The organism is Pseudomonas xanthosomatis (assembly GCF_019139835.1).
Classification (GTDB): Bacteria; Pseudomonadota; Gammaproteobacteria; order Pseudomonadales; family Pseudomonadaceae; genus Aquipseudomonas; species Aquipseudomonas fakonensis.
Genome location: NZ_CP077075.1, coordinates 1084806 through 1103211, shown reverse-complemented (window position 1 = coordinate 1103211; position 18406 = coordinate 1084806). Strand labels below are relative to the sequence as shown.

19 protein-coding genes are annotated in these 18406 nt (G+C 64.1%); 8 read left to right on the top strand and 11 right to left on the bottom strand.

Translation table 11 applies throughout. The annotated features are described in order from the left end of the window. Positions 1-20 precede the first annotated feature (20 nt). Complete coding sequence (locus tag KSS93_RS04850) at positions 21-536, top strand: GNAT family N-acetyltransferase (protein WP_217887374.1); 516 nt, start codon at positions 21-23, stop codon at positions 534-536. Positions 537-731: 195 nt separating this feature from the next. Here the strand turns inward: KSS93_RS04850 and KSS93_RS04845 are convergent, their stop codons facing one another. Both KSS93_RS04845 and cbpA read right to left on the bottom strand, forming a co-directional pair. Beyond that, on the bottom strand, positions 732-1037 hold the full coding sequence (locus tag KSS93_RS04845) for a chaperone modulator CbpM (protein WP_217840530.1): 306 nt from the start codon (positions 1035-1037) through the stop codon (positions 732-734). 2 nt (positions 1038-1039) lie between these two features. Then, complete coding sequence (gene cbpA, locus KSS93_RS04840; RefSeq protein ID WP_217840531.1) at positions 1040-1999, bottom strand: curved DNA-binding protein; 960 nt, start codon at positions 1997-1999, stop codon at positions 1040-1042. A gap of 163 nt (positions 2000-2162) precedes the next feature. Here cbpA and KSS93_RS04835 point away from each other — a divergent pair, with 163 nt between their 5' ends. Continuing rightward, entirely contained in the window at positions 2163-3434 is a 1272-nt protein-coding gene (locus KSS93_RS04835) for an Hsp70 family protein (protein ID WP_217887373.1), read from the top strand. A gap of 164 nt (positions 3435-3598) precedes the next feature. On the opposite strand, the gene KSS93_RS04830 is transcribed toward KSS93_RS04835, so the two are convergent. Together KSS93_RS04830 and KSS93_RS04825 are read right to left on the bottom strand one after the other, a co-directional pair. Further along, positions 3599-4606 carry an AI-2E family transporter gene (locus tag KSS93_RS04830; RefSeq protein ID WP_217840533.1) on the bottom strand — a complete coding sequence of 336 codons (1008 nt, stop codon included), beginning with the start codon at positions 4604-4606 and terminating at the stop codon, positions 3599-3601. 70 nt (positions 4607-4676) lie between these two features. Further along, a complete protein-coding gene (locus KSS93_RS04825; RefSeq protein WP_217887372.1) occupies positions 4677-4961 on the bottom strand; it encodes a PsiF family protein in 285 nt (94 codons plus the stop codon). 128 nt (positions 4962-5089) lie between these two features. Between KSS93_RS04825 and KSS93_RS04820 the strand changes: the two genes are divergently transcribed. After that, on the top strand, positions 5090-5968 hold the full coding sequence (locus KSS93_RS04820) for a DMT family transporter (protein WP_217887371.1): 879 nt from the start codon (positions 5090-5092) through the stop codon (positions 5966-5968). Positions 5969-6305: 337 nt separating this feature from the next. On the opposite strand, the gene KSS93_RS04815 is transcribed toward KSS93_RS04820, so the two are convergent. After that, entirely contained in the window at positions 6306-7196 is an 891-nt protein-coding gene (locus KSS93_RS04815; RefSeq protein ID WP_217887370.1) for an esterase/lipase family protein, read from the bottom strand. Between the two features lie 124 nt (positions 7197-7320). Between KSS93_RS04815 and osmE the strand changes: the two genes are divergently transcribed. Both osmE and KSS93_RS04805 read left to right on the top strand, forming a co-directional pair. Further along, complete coding sequence (osmE, locus tag KSS93_RS04810) at positions 7321-7662, top strand: osmotically-inducible lipoprotein OsmE (RefSeq protein ID WP_217887369.1); 342 nt, start codon at positions 7321-7323, stop codon at positions 7660-7662. 35 nt (positions 7663-7697) lie between these two features. After that, positions 7698-8225, top strand: a complete 528-nt coding sequence (locus KSS93_RS04805) for a ferritin-like domain-containing protein (RefSeq protein ID WP_217840538.1) — start codon at positions 7698-7700, stop codon at positions 8223-8225. Positions 8226-8336: 111 nt separating this feature from the next. Here the strand turns inward: KSS93_RS04805 and KSS93_RS04800 are convergent, their stop codons facing one another. After that, complete coding sequence (locus KSS93_RS04800; RefSeq protein ID WP_217887368.1) at positions 8337-10403, bottom strand: AsmA family protein; 2067 nt, start codon at positions 10401-10403, stop codon at positions 8337-8339. Between the two features lie 338 nt (positions 10404-10741). Here KSS93_RS04800 and KSS93_RS04795 point away from each other — a divergent pair, with 338 nt between their 5' ends. The 3 genes from KSS93_RS04795 (at position 10742) to KSS93_RS04785 (ending at position 13074) form a co-directional block, all read left to right on the top strand. After that, positions 10742-11152 (top strand): phage infection protein, encoded by a 411-nt coding sequence (locus KSS93_RS04795; RefSeq protein WP_217887367.1) that lies wholly within the window; start codon positions 10742-10744, stop codon positions 11150-11152. Positions 11153-11275: 123 nt separating this feature from the next. Further along, a complete protein-coding gene (locus tag KSS93_RS04790; protein WP_217887366.1) occupies positions 11276-11908 on the top strand; it encodes a TetR family transcriptional regulator in 633 nt (210 codons plus the stop codon). Between the two features lie 77 nt (positions 11909-11985). Further along, the gene (locus KSS93_RS04785; RefSeq protein ID WP_217887365.1) at positions 11986-13074 is read left to right on the top strand and encodes an AGE family epimerase/isomerase; all 1089 of its coding nucleotides are present in this window, start codon (positions 11986-11988) and stop codon (positions 13072-13074) included. An 82-nt stretch (positions 13075-13156) separates the two neighbouring features. Here the strand turns inward: KSS93_RS04785 and KSS93_RS04780 are convergent, their stop codons facing one another. From KSS93_RS04780 to KSS93_RS04760, 5 genes are all read right to left on the bottom strand, one after another. Further along, positions 13157-13924 (bottom strand): SDR family oxidoreductase, encoded by a 768-nt coding sequence (locus KSS93_RS04780; protein ID WP_217887364.1) that lies wholly within the window; start codon positions 13922-13924, stop codon positions 13157-13159. Between the two features lie 647 nt (positions 13925-14571). Continuing rightward, positions 14572-15288, bottom strand: a complete 717-nt coding sequence (locus KSS93_RS04775; RefSeq protein WP_009683302.1) for an ABC transporter ATP-binding protein — start codon at positions 15286-15288, stop codon at positions 14572-14574. Next, positions 15285-16160 carry an ABC transporter ATP-binding protein gene (locus KSS93_RS04770; RefSeq protein WP_217887363.1) on the bottom strand — a complete coding sequence of 292 codons (876 nt, stop codon included), beginning with the start codon at positions 16158-16160 and terminating at the stop codon, positions 15285-15287. Before KSS93_RS04770 ends, KSS93_RS04775 begins: the two co-directional genes overlap by 4 nt. Then, positions 16157-17458: a high-affinity branched-chain amino acid ABC transporter permease LivM gene (livM, locus tag KSS93_RS04765; protein ID WP_217887362.1), complete on the bottom strand. Its 1302-nt coding sequence runs from the start codon at positions 17456-17458 to the stop codon at positions 16157-16159. The genes KSS93_RS04770 and livM overlap by 4 nt, the downstream gene beginning before the upstream one ends. A 2-nt stretch (positions 17459-17460) precedes the next feature. Continuing rightward, positions 17461-18375 carry an ABC transporter permease subunit gene (locus KSS93_RS04760; protein WP_217887361.1) on the bottom strand — a complete coding sequence of 305 codons (915 nt, stop codon included), beginning with the start codon at positions 18373-18375 and terminating at the stop codon, positions 17461-17463. Positions 18376-18406: the final 31 nt, after the last annotated feature.

The following is an 18406-nucleotide window of genomic DNA, read 5'->3' as shown; positions in this document are numbered from 1 at the left end:
CGACCTTGCGAGACGCTGTCATGAGTTACCAAATCCGCGACGCCCTGCCCACCGACGTGCCGGGCATCCTCGACATCTACAACGACGCCGTGCGCAACACCACGGCGATCTGGAACGAAACCCCGGTGGACCTGGCCAACCGCCAGGCCTGGTTCGAGGCCCGCGCGCAGCAGGGCTACCCGATTCTGGTGGCGGTGGATGACAGCGGCGTGCTGGGCTACGCCTCGTTCGGCGACTGGCGGCCGTTCGAGGGTTTTCGGCTGACAGTGGAGCATTCGGTGTACATCCGTGGCGACCAGCGCGGCAAGGGCCTGGGGCCGGTGCTGATGGCCGAGCTGATCGAACGGGCGCGGGGCTGCGGCAAGCATGTGATGGTGGCGGCCATCGAGAGCGGCAATGCCGCGTCGGTGCGCCTGCACGAACGCCAGGGCTTCGTGGTGACCGGGCAGATGCCGCAGGTGGGGGTGAAGTTCGGCCGCTGGCTGGATTTGACCTTCATGCAGTTGGTGTTGAACCCGGGGGCGGAGCCGGGCTGAGCGCCCTATCGCCGGCAAGTCAGGCTCAAGCCTGAAGGTTATGCGATCCCTGTGGGAGCGGCCTTGTGTCGCGATGGGCTGCGCAGCAGCCCCGGCAATTTTGCATGATGCCGAGAACTTGGGGCTGCTGCGCAGCCCATCGCGACACGAGGCCGCTCCCACAAACGGCCCTGCGTCAGGGCTTACATCCAAGCCTTACATCTGGGTAAACCTGCCCAACCGCTGCCTCAGCATGCTGTTCTCGCTGCGCAGTTGCTGCACCTCTTCCAGCAACTCCAGCGCCAGCGCCACCCCTTCCCACTCCAGCTCCAGCTGCTGATGCAGCTTCACCGCACGTTTGAGGGTCACCGGCGCGAGGTCGTCGAACAGCCACTCCTCGGGCGTTCGCCCCGATGGTTCAACAATGCCGTGCTCGACAATCTCGATCACGCAGTCGGCCGTTACATCGGCCTCTCGACACAGGGTTCGCATATCCAGTTGAACGATCAGGGTGCTGCTCATGGTCACTTACTCCATTGAGTCCTCGGGTCGAACGCGGCTTTTTCAGCCAGCTTGCCCCACAGCTCGCGGGTGCTGGCGTCGGACTGGGCCGGCATCACCACCTTGAGCTGGGCGTACAGGTCGCCACGCTCGCCTTGCTTGTTCAAAAGGCCCATGCCCTTTACCCGCAGGCGCTGGCCGCTCTGGCTGTCGGGGCGGATGGTCAGGTTGATCTTGCCAGTCAGGGTCGGCACGGCCACCTTGGCGCCCAGTGCAGCTTCCCACGGCGCCAATGGCACGGTGATGATCAAATCATGACCTTCGACATCGAACAGCGGGTGCGGCGCCATGCGAATGGTCAGGAACAAATCGCCGTTGGCGCCGCCGCCCACGCCCGGGGCGCCCTGGCCCTTGAGGCGGATGCGCTCGCCGTCGGTCACCCCGGCAGGGATCTTCACGTTCAGCGTTTTCGTGGTGAAACCGGTGCGCTGCCCGGCGGCGTTGGTTTGCGGCACCTGGAAGCTGATCTGCTTGGACTCCTTGCTCAGGGTCTCTTCAAGAAACACCGCCAGTTCCAGTTCCACGTCCTGCCCTCGCCTGCCGGCGCTGCGTTGTTGTTGCCGGGCACCGCCGAACGGGTTGGAGCCGCGCGCGCCGAAGATCGAGCTGAAGAAGTCGGAAAAATCACCGCCCTCGAAACCACCGCCGGCGTTGCCGCCACGGCCCTGCCAGCCAGGCGGGGCCTGGAACGGCCGGCCGTGCTGGCCGCCGTACTTGCGAATTTCGTCGTACTCGGCGCGCTTGTCCTTGTCGCCCAGCACTTCGTAGGCCTCGTTGGCCTCCTTGAACTTGTCCTCGGCGTCGCGCTCCTTGCTGACGTCGGGGTGATACTTGCGGGCGAGCTTGCGGTACGCGGCCTTGATCGCCTTGTCGTCCGCGCCCGGCTCTACGCCGAGTATCTTGTAATAGTCTTTGAAGTCCATTTATGGATCACCAGTAAGAATGTGCGTGTTGCCACTGAAGATTGGGGTCAAGCATAGCCTTTCAAGGTTCCCGTGGCCTTGCGCCATGGCAGACGGCCGGTCTTGATTTAGCCGGTAACTGGCATAAACTGCGCGGCCGTTTTACCTCCGGAAGCCCTCGCAAATGTCTGACGTATCCCCGGCTCGTGCCCTCGGCATCGACTTCGGCACCTCCAACTCCACGGTCGGCTGGCACCGCCCGGGCATGGAGTCGCTGATCGCCCTGGAAGACGGCAAGATCACCCTGCCATCGGTGGTGTTCTTCAACATCGAGGAGCGTCGCCCGGTGTACGGCCGCCTGGCCCTGCACGAATACCTCGAGGGCTACGAAGGCCGCCTGATGCGCTCGCTCAAGAGCCTGCTGGGCTCCAAGCTGATCAAGCACGATACCAGCGTGCTGGGCAGCGCCCTGCCGTTCAAGGACCTGCTGGGCATGTTCATCGGCGAGCTGAAAAAGCGCGCCGAAACCGCTGCCCAACGCGACTTTGACCAGGTGGTACTGGGCCGCCCGGTGTTCTTCGTCGACGAAGACCCGGCTGCCGACCAGGAGGCCGAGGATACGCTGGCAGAGGTAACCCGCAAAATCGGCTTCAAGGACGTGTCGTTCCAGTACGAGCCCATCGCTGCGGCCTTCGACTACGAGTCGGGCATCAGCCGCGAAGAGCTGGTGCTGATTGTCGATATCGGCGGCGGTACCTCGGACTTTACCCTGATCCGCCTGTCGCCGGAGCGCCACCTGGTGGATGAACGCCAGGATGACATCCTCGCCACCGGCGGCGTGCACATTGGCGGTACCGACTTCGACAAGCAGCTTAGCCTGCAGGGCGTGATGCCGCTGTTCGGCTACGGCAGCCGGATGAAAAGCGGCGCGCTGATGCCCACCAGCTACCACCTGAACCTGGCCACCTGGCACACCATCAACGCCCTGTACGCGCAAAAGTCGCAGTTGGCCCTGGGCAACATGCGCTACGACATCGAGGATACGCTCGGTATAGACCGCCTGTTCAACCTGATCGAGCAGCGTGCCGGCCACTGGCTGGCGATGGAAGTGGAAGCCAGCAAGATCGAGCTGACCGACCGCGACAGCCGCCGCATCGACCTGGGCCGGGTGGAGCCGGAGCTGGCCGCCGAGCTGACCCGGGCGCTGTTCGAGGAGGCCATCGACGGTTTGCTGGAGCGGGTGCGCGCCAGCGTGACCGAGCTGCTGGCCAAGGCCGGGGTGAGCGAAGGGCAGGTGGATACGGTGTTCTTCACCGGCGGCTCCAGCGGCATCCCGGCGCTGCGCAACAGCGTGGCGGCGATGCTGCCCAATGCCCGGCATGTGGAAGGCAATATCTTCGGCAGCATCGGCAGCGGGCTGGCGATCGAGGCGCGTAAACGCTACGGCGCCGTTTGACCGCCATTTAAAACCTGTACTGGCCTCTTCGCGGTGGTTCGGCACCCCGACAAGCCCGCTCCCACAGGATTACCTATGCCCCAAGGCAGCAGAGAACCTGTGGGAGCGGGCTTGTCGGGGTGCCGAACCACCGCGAAGAGGCCGGTGCAGGCAGAAGTACGCCTTCAGACCAACTCCATCCGCTTCAACTCACTCTTCAGGTACGCATAGTAGATCGGCCCCGCCACCACACCCGGCAAACCGAACGCCGCCTCGCACACCAGCATCGCCAGCAGCAGCTCCCACGACTTGGCACTGATCTGCCCGCCGACGATGCGTGCGTTGAGGAAGTACTCGACCTTGTGGATCACGATCAGGTAACCCAGCGCCGCCGCCGCCACCCACAGCGACAACGACAGCCCGACGATGGTGATCAGGGTGTTGGACATCAGGTTGCCGATCACCGGCAGCAGCCCGAGCAGGAAGGTCAGCACGATCAGCGTCTTGGTCAGCGGCAAATGCACGCCGAACAGCGGCAGCACCACGGCCAGGAAGATGCCGGTGAACGCGGTGTTGAGCAGCGAGATCTTGATCTGCGCGAAGACGATGTTGCGAAACGCCTGCACCAGCAGGTTCAGGCGCTCGAACAGCGCCGCGGCCAGCGGCTTGCGCCGGGACAGGTCGGGGATGCGCTGCAGGGCGATGATGGCCCCCAGAATCATGCCGATCAGCAAGGTGACGAACATGTGCGCCATGCCCTTGCCGACCAGTTGCAGGTCGCTCAGGTGGCTCTTGATCCAGTCGCCGATGGCCACCTTGAACTCGGCAGCGCTGGCCGGCAGGTAGCCTTCGATGAACGGCGGCAGCTGGCTGCGGGCGCGCTCCACCAGGCCCATGAACTTGTCCAGCGAGGCGCCGGGGTTCTCGGCTTCGTGCAGCAAGAAGCTGAACGCGCCGGCAATCAGCAGGGTCAGGGTGCTGACCACCAGGGTGCCGAGCAGCGCCACGGCCAGCCAGCGTGCACGCTGCCCGGCAATCAACGGCTGCAGCCGCGGAGTGAGCATGTTGACCAGCTCGAACACCAACAGGCCCGCCAGCAGGCTGGGCAGCAGTTTCAGCGGCAGGGCCAACAGCAGCCCGCCCATGACGATGACCAGGCTGGCAAGGGAGATCTGGCGGGGGGTGAAGGTCATACAGCCTCGACGGCAGACAGCGGAAAGACCCGCAGTCTGCCAGCCTTCAAGGCGCAGGCATAGGCGCCGGTCACTTCTTCTTCAGGCAGTCGCTCATGTACGCCTTGCGCTCGTCGCCCTTGAGCGCCTTGGTGGTGGCGTCGGCGTTGCAGCTCTTCATTTTCTCCTGCTGGGTCTTTGGCACGTCTTTCTTCAGGCAGGTGCTCATGAACGCCTTGCGCTCATCGCCCTTGAGCGCCTTGGCGGTGGCGTCGGCGTTGCAGGTTTTCATCTTTTCCTGTTGCGCGGTGGCGGCAAAACCTTGCCCGGCGAGCATCAGGCCCAGCACCAGCAGGGGTACGTGCAGCATCTTCATGGAGTGGTCTCCTTGCCTGCGCGCCCGGTGCGCGCCTGTCGAGCTGAGTGTAGACAAGATTTGTTGCACCTCTGTCGGCACGGGATAATGCCTGCCCACGCTACGAACACTGCAACCCTGGACGCTACATGAATTACCTGTTCCCCCTGATCGCCATCCTCATCTGGGCCGGCAACACCGTGGTCACCAAGATGTCCGCCGGCGCCATCCACCCGGCCGAGATCGGCTTTTACCGCTGGCTGCTGGCCGGCCTGCTGTTCACCCCGTTCCTGCTGCCGCAGGTATGGCGTAACCGCGCCGCCATTGGCCCGCACCTGGGCAAGGTGTTCGTGCTCGGAGTACTGGGCATGGCCATGTACCAGAGCCTGGCGTACTTCGCTGCCAGCATCACCAGCGCCACCAACATGGGCATCATTCTGTCGCTGATGCCGTTGATGTCGCTGGCGCTGTCCATCGCCTGGCTGGGCCAGCGCCTGAGCTACGGCGCCTTGCTGGGGGCGCTGGTGTCGTTTTTCGGGGTGCTCGAGGTGGTTTCTGCCGGGCAGCCGGCGGCGCTGCTGCACCAGGGCCTTAACCGCGGCGACCTGATGATGCTGCTGGCCACCCTGGCGTATGCGCTGTACAGCTTCTTGCTGAAGAAATGGCAGCTGCGCCTGCCGCCGCTGCAACTGCTGTACCTGCAGGTGCTGGTGGCGATCGTGGTGCTGCTGCCGCTGTTCGTGCTGTCGGACAAGACCGGCCTGAACGGCCACAACACCGGCCTTGTGCTGTACGCCTGCGTGCTGGCCTCGATGGTTGCGCCGCTGGTGTGGATGCAGGCCGTGCACCGCGTGGGGCCGAGCCGCACCACACTATTCTTCAACCTGCTGCCGGTGGTGACGGCGGTCATCGCCGCGGCGGTGCTCGATGAACAACTGGCCAGCTACCACCTGTATGGCGGGCTGCTGACCCTGGCCGGCGTACTGCTGGCCGAGCGCTGGACCACGCCAGTGCGCCGCGCCCTGTAGGAGATTACCCAGCCCTTTCGGGCTGCGCTGTCGCGCAGAGAACTGGTCTCGCAGATGCGCCACGATCTCTGTGGGAAGCGGCCTTGCCGGGGCGCCGTCCGGTCGAGATGGGGCGCGAAGCGGCCCCAAGGTCTCGGCCTTATGCAAAATTGCCGGGGCTGCTGCGCAGCCCATCGCGACACAAGGCCGCTTCCCACAGGTTCCTGCTAAATCAATGAGGTGTGTGCAGTTCTATGAGAGCCGGCTTGCCGGCGATAAGGCCGGGTCATGCAGCGCAAGACAGTTGCCCCCCACAGGAGACGCTAGAAAGCGGCAAAATTCATTTCGGCCTTGTCGCTCACAACCCCGCCGCCTTCAGCCGCGCGGCATGCTCTGTGAACAGCCGCACCGGCTCGGCGCCCTTGCCCACGGCGCCTAGGGACTGGTTGACGATATCCAGATGGTCCAACGGGTAGTCATCACCAATCACCTGCCCAAGGTGCGAGCTGAACCGCCCGACCATGCCGTCGCACTGGCCCTTCTCGCGCACGAAGCTGCGGGCGAACAGCCGGCAGAAGCGGTTGCTGCCATCGAAACGGTTACGCCCCTGGTCGGTCAGCCCCGGCTGCAAGGTGCCGGACCACGAGTAGTAACGCACCCCGTTCACCTCGCCCGGCCCCTCCCCGCCCCACACCTCGGGCAACCCCTGTGGGTAAGCCTGGTTGAACTTGTCCACACCCCAGGTGGTGAGCGACTGGTGCGAAGCGTGTACATCCACCGGCAAGCGCTCCCGGCGCCAGCCGGTTTCCAGCCAGCCCATCAACACCGCCAAACCGTGCAGGATCGCCTTGAGGATGCGCCCTTGAGGTGAGTCGCCCGGCGCCGTGCGCTCCAGATGGTCGGCCAGCTCCGAACCATGGTTGGGGCCGGCCACCGAAGTTACCGAGGCCACCCGGTCGGGGCGTTTGGCGGCTGCATAGCGGGCGCTGAGGGCACCCTGGCTATGGCCAATGAGGTTGACCTTGGCAGCCCCCGTGCGCTGGCAAATATCCTCGATGATCGCCAGCAACTGCTCGCCGCGCACCTCGCTGGAATGCAGCGGCGACACCTGCACCGGGAACACCTCGGCCCCACCCCGACGCAACGCCGGGACAATGCCGAACCAGTAGGGGTACAGCACCAGCCGCACAAAGCCGAACATCCCCGGCACCAGCACCAACGGATACCGCGTGGCCAATTCCTGCGCCATAGCCCCAGCCCCTTGTCCATGGACGATCAGCCAACACTACAGCGCCCCCGGTGAGCACCGCAATCGAACTCTCGGCGCGCCGTGCGGTTCCAAGCAGAACACCCCTTGAGCAAGGAGCGGGACCATGTACAAGCAGACCCTGGCCATCCTTCTGGCAAGCGCCACCCTCGCCGCCTGCGGCAGCCGCCCGGAAAACCCGGTGGACTACGTCACCTACCGTGACGAGCCGCTGGTCAAGCAGGTGGAAAACGGCATGACCATGCAGAAGGTCATAGCCATCGGCGGCAGCCCGTCCAGCGTGGTCGACCTGCCCCATGGCGGCACCTGCAACGACTACATCCTCAACCGCGACGGCCACCAGCAGCCCTACTACGTGCGCTTCGACGCCACCGGCCATGTCGATGCCAAGGGCTTCAAAACCTGCAAGCAACGTGAAGAAGACCGCGACGCCGCCCACGGCGCATGACACCGATGACCACCCTGATGCTTTCGGAGATGAACATGAGCGTTGAACTGACCGATGTGAAGACCCTGCGCGAACGTGCCCGCCAACATGTCGAGCAAGGCGCGGTGACCGAGGGTTACCACGCCGACCGCGAGAAGATCCTGCGCCTGCTGAACGAGTCGCTGGCCACTGAGCTTGTGTGTGTACTGCGCTACAAGCGCCACTACTTCATGGCCAGCGGCATCAAGGCCAGCGTCGCTGCGGCCGAGTTTCTCGAGCACGCCAACCAGGAAGCCGAGCACGCCGACAAGCTGGCCGAGCGCATCGTGCAGCTGGGCGGTGAGCCGGACTTCAACCCCGACAACCTGACGAAGAACTCCCACGCCCAATACGTGGCCGGCAGCACGCTGAAGGAGATGGTGCTGGAAGATCTGGTGGCCGAGCGCATCGCCATCGACAGCTACCGCGAGATCATCCAGTACATCGGGGATAAAGACCCGACCACGCGGCGCATCTTCGAAGACATCCTGGCCCAGGAAGAAGAGCACGCGGACGATATGTCGGATTTGCTTCAAGGTCTGTAATTGCTGGGGCTGCTTTGCAGCCATCGCGACACAAGGCCGCTCCTACAAGGAGAATGCAATCCCCTGTAGGAGCGGCCTTGTGGCGCTAAAGGGCCGCACAGCGGCCCTCTGCTATTTGTGCTTTTTCACCGCCGCCGGCGCCTTGCCGGCCTTCATCTGCTGCAACAACGGCGTGCACTGGTTGGGCGCATCCCCACTGCTCGGTGCGATCAGCGCCAGCAGCCCGGCCGCAGGCCCGGCCACCACCCCCAGCGCCACCATGCCCGCGCCACGCAGTGCAAGCGGCACCGCCTGCACCCCGGCATTGGGCTTGGCGAACGGCCCGCGCACGTACAGCGGCGAGCGCAGCGAGAACAGGCGCAGGCCCTTGGACTCGGGGGTGATCTTCAGGTCCAGTTGCTCGCTGGCAAAATTGGCCGTGCCGTCGATGTAGATGATCGCGTTCTCGGTATCGAAAACGAACAGGCGGGTGGTGGCCAGGCCGTCCTTGATGCCGACGTTGGCCGCCGCGCAGTTGATCTTCACGTCCTCGTCACCGAACAACTTGCCGATCACGTAGTTGCCCACGTTGAGCCCGGCGATCTCCATCAGGCTGCGGCTGATGGCGCCATCGTTGATCAACAGGCGCAGGTCGCCGTTGGAGGTGCCCAGCAGCGCCGCCACCGAGTTGCCGCGGCCGCTGATGTCGGCATCGCCGTTGAGCTGGCCGAAGCTGGTCTGCATGGGCGCGAAGGTGGGGAACAGTTCCTTGAGCTTGAAGCCCCGGGCGGTGAGCTGCGCACGGCCCTGCATCGGCGTGCTGCGCCCGTCCAGGCGGATGTTCGAATCGAGGTTGCCGCCGGCCACGCCAAAGCGCAGCGGCTCCAGGCGCAGCAGGCCGTCGTCGAGAATCACGTGGGCCGACAGGTCGTTGAACGGCAGTTTTTCGCTGTGCACGATGCGCTTGCCGGCAAAGGTCACGTCGGCGTCCATGGCGCGCCAGCGCTCGGTACGGAACTCCTCCACCGGCAGCACCTTGCCGGTGGGCTGCTTGCTGGCGCCGCCACGGGCCTTCTGCTCGCTGTTGGAGTCGGCGCCGATCAGCGGTGCCAAATCCTTGAACAGCAGCTGGTTGGACACCAGGTTGCCCGACAACTTGGGCCGCGGCTGGCTGGCGACGAAGGCCAGGTCGCCGTGGATGTCGCTGTCGCCGATCTTGCCGTTGAAGCCCTCATAGCGGAACTGCGCACCACCTGCGGCATGCAGGTTGGCGTTGAGGTGGCCGTCGGTGGAGTACGCCGGGGTGTCCGGCAGGGTGACGCCGGTCAGCGGGTAGAGGTTGCCCAGGCTGCTGCCGGACAGCTTCAGGCGCAGGTCGAGGGCGCCGAGGTTGCGCGGGTCGGTGAGGGTACCGGCCAGCACCACGTGGGTGTCGCCAATACGCGCATCGGCCTGCAGCGGGAACGGCTGGCGGGCGTCCTGCAGCGCCAGCAGGCCGCCGATCTTGCCGGTGGCCGCCACCGGCTGGTCCTTGTAGCGGCCCTGGGCCTTGATGGCGAAGGCATAGTCCTGGGCGCCGCCGGCTTTTTCCGCGCGGGCCTTGCCGACGATATCGCTGAACGGGATGGGCTTGCCCAGCGGGTCGATCTGCACCTTCATGCTGGCTTTGAGGGTCTGGTCGTCGAAGCTGACATTGCCTTGGTCAAAGCCGATGGCACCGATATCCAGCTCCCACTTCGACGGCTCGGCGGTGTCATCCTTGGGGCCAAAGTCGAAAGTCCAGTTGGCCCGGCCATCGGCCAGGCGCGTCAGGCTGGCGGTGGGCTTGACCAGGTCGATGCGCGGGATACTGATGCGCTGCACGATCAGCGGCAGCGGCGCCAGGCGAAACTCCACACGCTCAAGGCCCACCATGCGCGGCTCCTTGAGCCAGTCGGGGTTGCCCAGAGTCAGGTCTTCGGCGCTGAAATGCGGCCACGGCACATAGGCACGCCAGCCGCTTTCTTCAGATTCGGTGCGCCAGTGCACGGCCAGGTTGCCGTTGATCGCGAACGGCCGGTGCAAGGCCTCGGAGACCTTCTCGTTGAGCAACGGCTTGACCCGGTTCCAGTCGAAGGTGGCGATCACCACCACCAGGATAGCCAGTAGCGTGGCGAGGGTGGCGAAGGTCCAGACGAGGATTCTGGCTGGGCGCGTCATTGCGTGGCTCTCCTGACTGCGTGGCACGGGGCGGCGTAACGGTGGCACTTAAAAGGTGGGACTGATGAAAACCCGTCGGGTTTAATCCGGCTGCCATCATAACCAAGTTTTTCCTGATGCCTTGCCCAGGTTTGCGCCTTTTGAACACCTGCGTGTCACTGCCAGAACGGCTTGGCAAAATGCCACTCTCACCCCTGAAAACATTGATCCAGAGCCTTCTCAGCAGAGTATCAATAACGTCGATTGTTACCATTACCCGGATGAACTTCTCTCTGGCGTTACGCGGCGTAGCATTGCCCTCGTACCCACTTTCCAGCCCCCGAGAGGAGCACCGAATCATGAAACGCCATCTGCTGCTGAGCCTGACCCTTTCCGTACTGGCCGCCAACGCCTTCGCCCTGCCGGCCGCCGACCAGCACCTGACCGCCGAATCGCGCTCCAGTGCTGCCACTGTCGCCCAGCCCCTGAACACGCTGGCCGAAGGCGGCGCAGAACGCCTGCAGGAACGCGCTGGCCGCCTGGCCGAAGGTGGCTCGGACCGCCTGATCGAACGTAACGACCGCTTCGCCGAAGGTGGTTCGGACCGCCTGATCGAACGTAACGACCGCGTCGCCGAAGGTGGTTCGGACCGTCTGATCGAACGTAATGACCGCGTCGCCGAAGGTGGCTCTGATCGCCTGATCGAGCGTAATGACCGTGTAGCCGAAGGTGGCTCGGACCGTCTGGTTGAACTCAGCCGCGTGAGCTGATCACCATGGCCGAGAACAACAACCCGCCCCACTGCGCCTGCTCCCCTCCAAGCCCGGTCCATTGACCGGGCTTTGTTTTTTTATCCAGAATGCCCAGCTTCACCACCACAAGACTGCGCCCCCATGCTGCCGCGTGCCGAACAGAAGCTGCAAACCCGCCAGGCCCTGCTGGATGCCGCCTGCCTGCTCATGGAAAGCGGCCGTGGTTTCGGCAGCATCAGCCTGCGTGAGGTGGCCAAGGCCGCGGGTATCGTGCCCACCGGTTTTTACCGCCACTTCCCCGACATGGACGCCCTGGGCCTGGCCCTGGTGCACGAGGTCGATACCACCTTCCGCCAGACCATCCGCCTGGTGCGGCAAAACGAATTCGAACTGGGCGGCATTACCGACGCCTCGGTGCGCATCTTCCTCGACGTGGTGACCGCCCACCGCGCGCAGTTCCTGTTTCTCGCCCGCGAGCAGTACGGCGGCTCGCAGGCTGTGCGCCAGGCTATCGCGCGGCTGCGCCACGACATCAGCAACGACCTGGCCACCGACCTTGCGCGCATGCCGCGCTGGCAGCACCTGGATGCTGCGGCCCTGGCGGTGATGGCCGACCTGGTGGTCAAGACCGTGTTCGCCACCCTGCCCGAGTTGATCGACAGCGATGACTTCAGTGGCTCCCAGGCCATGAGCGCGCAGGAGAAGATCACCCAGCAGTTGCGCTTCATCTTCGTCGGCGCGCGGCATTGGCAGGGGTTGGGTGGCCCGGGGTGATACCCAGGCTCCCACGAACCTCCCTACACTTCTGCTAACATGGCGCCCTGCCCGACCGACCGTCCACGAGCGCCAGCATGTCCGACCCCCGCCCTGCATTGACCCGTTTCCGCCAGCATTTCGCCGAGCGCATCGTGCCGCTGTGGCAAGGCCCGGGCTGGAACGCCGACCTGGCCCTGCCCTACGAGGCACTGGACGCAAACCACCGCCCCCTGCCCGTGCAGCGCTACCGGGCCATGGCCTGCGCCCGCCAGCTGTACCTGTTCAGCAGCCGCATCGGCCAGCCGGGCGCGGCCGAACGGGCAGCAGCGCTGTTCCGCTCGCTGCAAAAGCACTTCCACGACGCCGAGCACGGCGGCTGGTTCTACAGCATCGACGCCGACGGCAAACCGCTGGACCGGCGCAAGGACCTCTACACCCACGCCTTCATCGTGTTCGCCTGCGCGCACTACTGGGGCAAGGTCGGCGAGGGGCTGGTCGAGGCGACCCTGAATGCCGCGCTGGAAGTGGTCAGCGAGCAGTTCGCCCGCGACGATGGCTTGTTCGAAGCCAGCCTGGGTGAAGACTGGGCAGACCTTGGCAGCGGCCCGTTGCAGAACCCGCAGATGCACCTGGCCGAAGCCTTCCTGCAGGTGCTTGCCGTGCGTGAGGACGACGAAGTACAGCAGGCGCTGCTGCAACTGTGTGAAGCGCTTCAGGAGCATTTTGTCGAGCCGCAGCACGGGCTGATGCTGGAGAAACCACGCGGGGCTGTGGATAACTGGTTCGAGCCGGGGCACCAGTTTGAATGGTTTTACCTGCTGGAAACCTCACCGCTGCTGCGCGGTACTGCATTGCACAGCTCTATCGAAAGTGGGTTCAGCTACGCCGAGCAGCACGGGGTGAAGGATTCGGCAGTACTGGCAATGCTCGATAGCGATGGCAAGGTGCTCGATGCCACTCAGCGCATCTGGGCGCAGGCCGAGTACCTGCGGGCATTGGCTTTGCGCTCGGGCAATGAGGGCAAGCTGGCCAAGCAGTTGCAGGCGCTGGAGTCGCGCTTTCTGCATGAAGGCGGTTGGCATGAGTGCCGCGATGGCGCAGGCGCCGTCAGCCGGCATGACATGCCTTCGACCACGCCCTATCACCTGGCGACCTGCCTGGAAGGCTTGCAGGGCCTGAGCTGACGCCATCGCCGGCAAGCCGGCTCCTACAGGTTGATCGGGCCCCCATGCAGGAGCCGGCTTGCCGGCGATCTGGCCCTTGAATTCAGCCCTTGGCCGACCGGTCGATGGAGAACCCTGCCCAGTCCTGGCTCACCGGCATCAGTTCGAGGCTGTTGATGTTGACGTGGGCCGGCTGGTTGAGAATCCAGAAGATGGTCTCGGCGATGTCCTGCGGCTGGATCGGCTCGGCGCCGGCGTAGGTGGCATCGTACTTGGCCTGGTCGCCACCGAAGCGCACCAGCGAGAACTCGCTCTCGCACAGCCCCGGCTCGATGTTGCTGACCCGCACGCCAGTACCGCGCAGGTCGCAGCGCAGGCTCAGGGAGAACTGGCCGACAAAGGCCTTGGTGCCGCCATAAACGTTGCTGCCCGGGTACGGGTAGTTGCCCGCTACCGAGCCCACGTTGAGGATCGACGCACCGCGGCCGTGGGCGATCAGGCGTGGCAGCAGCAGGCGGGTGGTGTACATCAGGCCCTTGATGTTGGTATCGACCATGGTCTCCCAGTCATCCAGGCTGCAGTTTTGCGCCGCATCCACACCCAGGGCCAGGCCTGCGTTGTTGACCAGGGCCTGGAGCTTGTCGAAGGCCGGCGGCAGGCTGGCGATGGCTTCTTCCATGGCCTTGCGGTCGCGCACATCGACCACCAGGCTGTGCACTTCGGTCTTGGCCGACAGCTCGGCGCACAGCGCGTCCAGGCGCTCTTTGCGACGGCCGGTGAGGACCAGTTTCCAGCCCGCCTCGGCAAAGCGGCGGGCAGTGGCCTCACCGAAACCGGAAGTTGCGCCAGTGATGAATACGGTGGACGTCATGCGTTGCTCCTCGCAGTGGGTAATCGTCGGCAGGCCTTGCAGCATGCCCGGCGCGGGCGTTGGCGACAACCGTTTCAGCGTATGCTCAAAAAATGAGCAACCCCGGCAAAGCCCCGTAATAGATGGGCCTGGCCAGGCTATGCGCATGTTATCCACAAGGCTTTCCCCATGGATTGGGGGCAACTCGTCGGGCTCAGGGAACCGAATCGCCATGGGGAAATCTGTGGAAATCTTTCGCTGATGGCGCAACGCTTTCAACCATGCCGGTTGCGGCGGTATGTCCAAGGGTTTTTCACAGAGTTATCCACAGAAAATCGTGAGCTGTGGATGAGGCGTTTGCAGGCCGAAAAGTGTAGGGAAATCATGCACAAGCGCTAGATGGTCAAATATTGATCAGCACGCTGGAGACCTTGATGTACGTGGCGTAGCGCGACATGCCACCATGTTTTCCACAGGCGGTTCCACATATTTCGTGGAAAGATTTGTTGCTGTGCAAACAAGGGGTTGCGTGGGGGTTGTGGGACGTTGCTGGAAAGATATGCGACAAGTTGTCCACATGTGCGAAGGCAGCATAAAACGCATCGCGGGGCAAGCCCGCTCCCACGCATTGAACCGCGTGGGAACGGGCTTGCCCCGCCTTGACTGGCTCAATGCCCGCCGAGATAAGCGCTACGCACCTCTTCATTGACCAGCAACTCCTGCCCGGTACCGGTCATGCGGATCTGCCCGTTGACCATCACATAGGCACGGTCCGACAGCTTCAGCGCATGGTTGGCGTTCTGCTCCACCAGGAAGATGGTCATGCCGGTCTTGGCCAGCTCACGCAAGGTCGAAAAGATCTGCTTGACCACGATCGGCGCCAGCCCGAGCGACGGCTCGTCCAGCAACAGCAACTTGGGCCGGCTCATCAGCGCCCGGGCGATGGCGAGCATCTGCTGCTCGCCGCCGGACATGGTCATGGCCCGCTGGTTGCGCCGCTCCTTGAGCCGCGGGAACAGCTCGTACATGCGCTGCATGTCTTCGTCGGCATGCTTGTCGCCGATGGGGATGGTGCCCATCATCAGGTTTTCCTCGACGCTCATGTCGGGGAACACCCGGCGCCCTTCCGGCGACTGGGCGATGCCGTTGGAGGCGATGTAGTGCGACGACTTGCGGGTGATGTCGGTGCCGCGGTAGACGATCTGCCCGGAGGCCGCCCGGGGCTGGCCGAAAATCGACATCAAGAGGGTCGACTTGCCGGCGCCGTTGGCGCCGATCAGGCTCACCGTCTCGCCTTCGTTGATATGCATCGAGACCTTTTTCAGCGCCTGGATCGGCCCGTAGAACACGTCCAGGTCCTTGAGCTCGAGAATGGGTGCACTCATACCAGTTCCTCTTCGTCGGCACCCAGGTAGGCGGCGATCACCGTCGGGTTGTTGCGGATTTCCTGCGGGGCGCCTTCGGCGATCACGTTGCCGTGGTCGAGCACGACGATGTGATCGGAAATGCTCATGACCATGCCCATGTCGTGTTCGATCAGCACCACGGTGATGTCGTGCTCGTCACGCAGCACGCGGATCATGCGGCTGAGGGCTTCGGTCTCCTGCGGGTTCAGGCCGGCGGCCGGTTCGTCCAGGCAGATGATCTTCGGCCGCGTGCACATGGCCCGGGCGATTTCCAGGCGGCGCTGCTGCCCGTACGACAGCTCGCCAGCCAGGCGGTTGGCGCAGTCCACCAGGTCGACCACCTCAAGCCAGTAGAAGGCGTGGTCCAGCGCATCGCTTTCGGCCTGGCGGTAGCCCTTGGTGTTGAGCACCCCGGCCAGCAGGTTGCGGTTGACCCACATGTGCTGTGCCACCAGCAGGTTTTCCACCACCGACATTTCCTTGAACAGGCGAATGTTCTGGAAGGTGCGCGCAAGGCCTGCGCGGTTGACCAGGTGAGTGCCGCCGAACATCTTGTAGTACAGGCGGTTGGCAAAGCGTGCCGGCGACACGAAGTCGGCCGGCTGGAAGCGCTCGCCGAGCAGCTGGATGACGTTGGTGTGGCTGCCGCGCACGTTCAGCTCGATGCGCCCGCCACTGGCCTTGTAAAAGCCGGTGAGGCAGTTGAACACCGTGGTTTTGCCGGCGCCGTTGGGGCCGATCAGGGCGAAGATCTGGTTGCGTTTGACCTTCAGGCTCACGTCGCTGAGCGCCTTGATGCCGCCGAACTGCATCATCAGGTTGTCGACCGACAGGATGACTTCATCGCTCATGGCGCCACTCCTTTACGCGGGACCACACCGGTACGGCTGATGCGGATCAGCCCCCGCGGTCGCCAGATCATCATCAGTACCATCAGCACGCCGAACAGCAGCACACGGTATTCGGAGAAGCTGCGCAACAGCTCCGGCGCCACGGTCAGCACGAAGGCTGCGATCACTACGCCCACGGTCGAACCCATACCACCCAGCACCACGATGGCGAGGATCAGCGCCGATTCGAAGAAGGTGAACGAGGACGGGTTGACGAAGCCTTGGTAGGTGGCGAAGAACACCCCGGCAAGGCCGGCGGTAGAGGCACCCAGGGTGAAGGCCGAAAGCTTGACCAGCACGTGGTTCAGGCCCATGGAGCGGCAGGCGATCTCGTCTTCGCGCAGCGCCTCCCAGGCCCGGCCGACCGGCATGCGGGTCAGGCGGTGCTTGATGTACAGCACCGCCAGCACGACCATGAACAGCACGGCGTAGATGAACACGAACTTGAGGTTGGCGTTGTATTCGAAGCCGAAGAACTCGTGTATCGGCACCCCGCCATCCTTGGCCCGACGGCCGAATTCCAGGCCAAAGAAAGTCGGCGCCGGCGCCGGCATGCCGTTGGGGCCACCGGTGAACGACAGCCAGTTGTTCAGCACCAGGCGGATGATTTCGCCGAAGCCCAAGGTGACGATGGCCAGGTAGTCACCGTGCATGCGCAGCACCGGGAAGCCCAATATGCACCCGGCCAACGCCGCCGCGATGGCCGCCAGCGGCAGCACGCTCCAGAAGCCCAGGCCCAGGTACTGGTAACCCAGCGCCAGGCCGTATGCGCCGATGGCGTAGAACGCCACGTAGCCCAGGTCGAGCAACCCGGCCAGGCCCACCACGATGTTCAGGCCCAGGCCCAGCAGCACGTAGATCAGGCCGAGGATGACCACGGTCAGCAGGTACTTGTTGGCGAAGATCGGGAACACGATGGCGATCACGATCAGCGCCGGGATGATGTAGCGCAGGCGGGTCTTGTAGTCGGGCGCCAGCACGTGCACGCCGGAGCCGCCGCTGTCGAAGCCCTGCTGGATACGCTGGCCGGCGGCGCTCTGCAGGAACAGGCTGAGCACGAAGCGCCCGACCATCACCGCACCCACCAGCCAGGCCACGCGGCGGGGCTCGGCATTGAAGCTGTAGCCGTCGAGTACCACGCCGACTACCGGGCCGAACACGATCAGCGCCAGCAGGCCGGCGACGACGGTTTCGATCAGGCTGCGTTTGAGGTCAAGCCCCTTGGTTTGTGTTGCTTGGGCAGTATTGGCAACGGACATGTTCACACCTTAGCCACGAGTGGGCGGCCCAGCAGGCCTTGTGGACGGAAGATGAGGATGATCACCAGCAGCGAGAAGCTGAACACGTCCTTGTAGTCGGAGTTGATCATGCCCGAGAACAGCGATTCGGAAATGCCCAGGATGATCCCGCCGAGCATGGCCCCCGGCAGCGAGCCGATACCGCCGAGCACCGCGGCGGTGAAGGCCTTGATGCCGATGATGAAGCCTGCGTAGAAGTCGAAGGTGCCGTAGTTCATGGTGATCAGCACGCCGGCCAGGGCGGCCATCACCGCGCCGATGACGAACACGTAGGAGATCACCCGGTCGGTGTTGATGCCCAGGATCGAGGCCATCTTGCGGTCTTGCTGAGTGGCCCGGCACATGCGCCCGAGCTTGGTGTACTTGATGACGTAGGTGAGCAGGCCCATGCCGACGAAGGCGGCCACCAGAATGAAGATCTTGGTGTAGGTGAGCTGCACGAAGCCGCTGCCGACATCGATGCGCATGGCTCCTTCGAGCAGGGTCGGTACCCCTTGCTGGCGCGCGCCCTGGCTGAGCTGCGCGTAGTTCTGCAGGATCAGCGAAATGCCGATGGCACTGATCAGCGGGGCCAGGCGGGTGGAGTTGCGCAGGGGCTTGTAGGCGATGCGCTCGATGGTGAAACCATAAACGCCGGTGACCACCACGGTGAACAGCAGCGTGCCGAGCATCAGCAGCGGGAAGGATTCGATACCGAAATAAGCCAGCAATGCCAGGCTGATCGCCGCGAGGTACGCGGAGATCATGTACACCTCGCCGTGCGCGAAGTTGATCATGCCGATGATGCCATAGACCATTGTGTAGCCGATGGCGATCAGGCCGTAGACCGACCCGAGGGTCAGGCCGTTGACCAGTTGCTGCAGGAAAATACCATCCATAACGCAATCTCACCTGAGCGAGACTGCACGA

Bases quoted from the DNA above. Each gene is read 5' to 3' on its own strand.
- KSS93_RS04850 (WP_217887374.1), top strand. From the start codon at position 21: ATGAGTTACCAAATCCGCGACGCCCTGCCCACCGACGTGCCGGGCATC.
- KSS93_RS04845 (WP_217840530.1), bottom strand. From the start codon at position 1,037: ATGAGCAGCACCCTGATCGTTCAACTGGATATGCGAACCCTGTGTCGA.
- cbpA (WP_217840531.1), bottom strand. From the start codon at position 1,999: ATGGACTTCAAAGACTATTACAAGATACTCGGCGTAGAGCCGGGCGCG.
- KSS93_RS04835 (WP_217887373.1), top strand. From the start codon at position 2,163: ATGTCTGACGTATCCCCGGCTCGTGCCCTCGGCATCGACTTCGGCACC.
- KSS93_RS04830 (WP_217840533.1), bottom strand. From the start codon at position 4,606: ATGACCTTCACCCCCCGCCAGATCTCCCTTGCCAGCCTGGTCATCGTC.
- KSS93_RS04825 (WP_217887372.1), bottom strand. From the start codon at position 4,961: ATGAAGATGCTGCACGTACCCCTGCTGGTGCTGGGCCTGATGCTCGCC.
- KSS93_RS04820 (WP_217887371.1), top strand. From the start codon at position 5,090: ATGAATTACCTGTTCCCCCTGATCGCCATCCTCATCTGGGCCGGCAAC.
- KSS93_RS04815 (WP_217887370.1), bottom strand. From the start codon at position 7,196: ATGGCGCAGGAATTGGCCACGCGGTATCCGTTGGTGCTGGTGCCGGGG.
- osmE (WP_217887369.1), top strand. From the start codon at position 7,321: ATGTACAAGCAGACCCTGGCCATCCTTCTGGCAAGCGCCACCCTCGCC.
- KSS93_RS04805 (WP_217840538.1), top strand. From the start codon at position 7,698: ATGAGCGTTGAACTGACCGATGTGAAGACCCTGCGCGAACGTGCCCGC.
- KSS93_RS04800 (WP_217887368.1), bottom strand. From the start codon at position 10,403: ATGACGCGCCCAGCCAGAATCCTCGTCTGGACCTTCGCCACCCTCGCC.
- KSS93_RS04795 (WP_217887367.1), top strand. From the start codon at position 10,742: ATGAAACGCCATCTGCTGCTGAGCCTGACCCTTTCCGTACTGGCCGCC.
- KSS93_RS04790 (WP_217887366.1), top strand. From the start codon at position 11,276: ATGCTGCCGCGTGCCGAACAGAAGCTGCAAACCCGCCAGGCCCTGCTG.
- KSS93_RS04785 (WP_217887365.1), top strand. From the start codon at position 11,986: ATGTCCGACCCCCGCCCTGCATTGACCCGTTTCCGCCAGCATTTCGCC.
- KSS93_RS04780 (WP_217887364.1), bottom strand. From the start codon at position 13,924: ATGACGTCCACCGTATTCATCACTGGCGCAACTTCCGGTTTCGGTGAG.
- KSS93_RS04775 (WP_009683302.1), bottom strand. From the start codon at position 15,288: ATGAGTGCACCCATTCTCGAGCTCAAGGACCTGGACGTGTTCTACGGG.
- KSS93_RS04770 (WP_217887363.1), bottom strand. From the start codon at position 16,160: ATGAGCGATGAAGTCATCCTGTCGGTCGACAACCTGATGATGCAGTTC.
- livM (WP_217887362.1), bottom strand. From the start codon at position 17,458: ATGTCCGTTGCCAATACTGCCCAAGCAACACAAACCAAGGGGCTTGAC.
- KSS93_RS04760 (WP_217887361.1), bottom strand. From the start codon at position 18,375: ATGGATGGTATTTTCCTGCAGCAACTGGTCAACGGCCTGACCCTCGGG.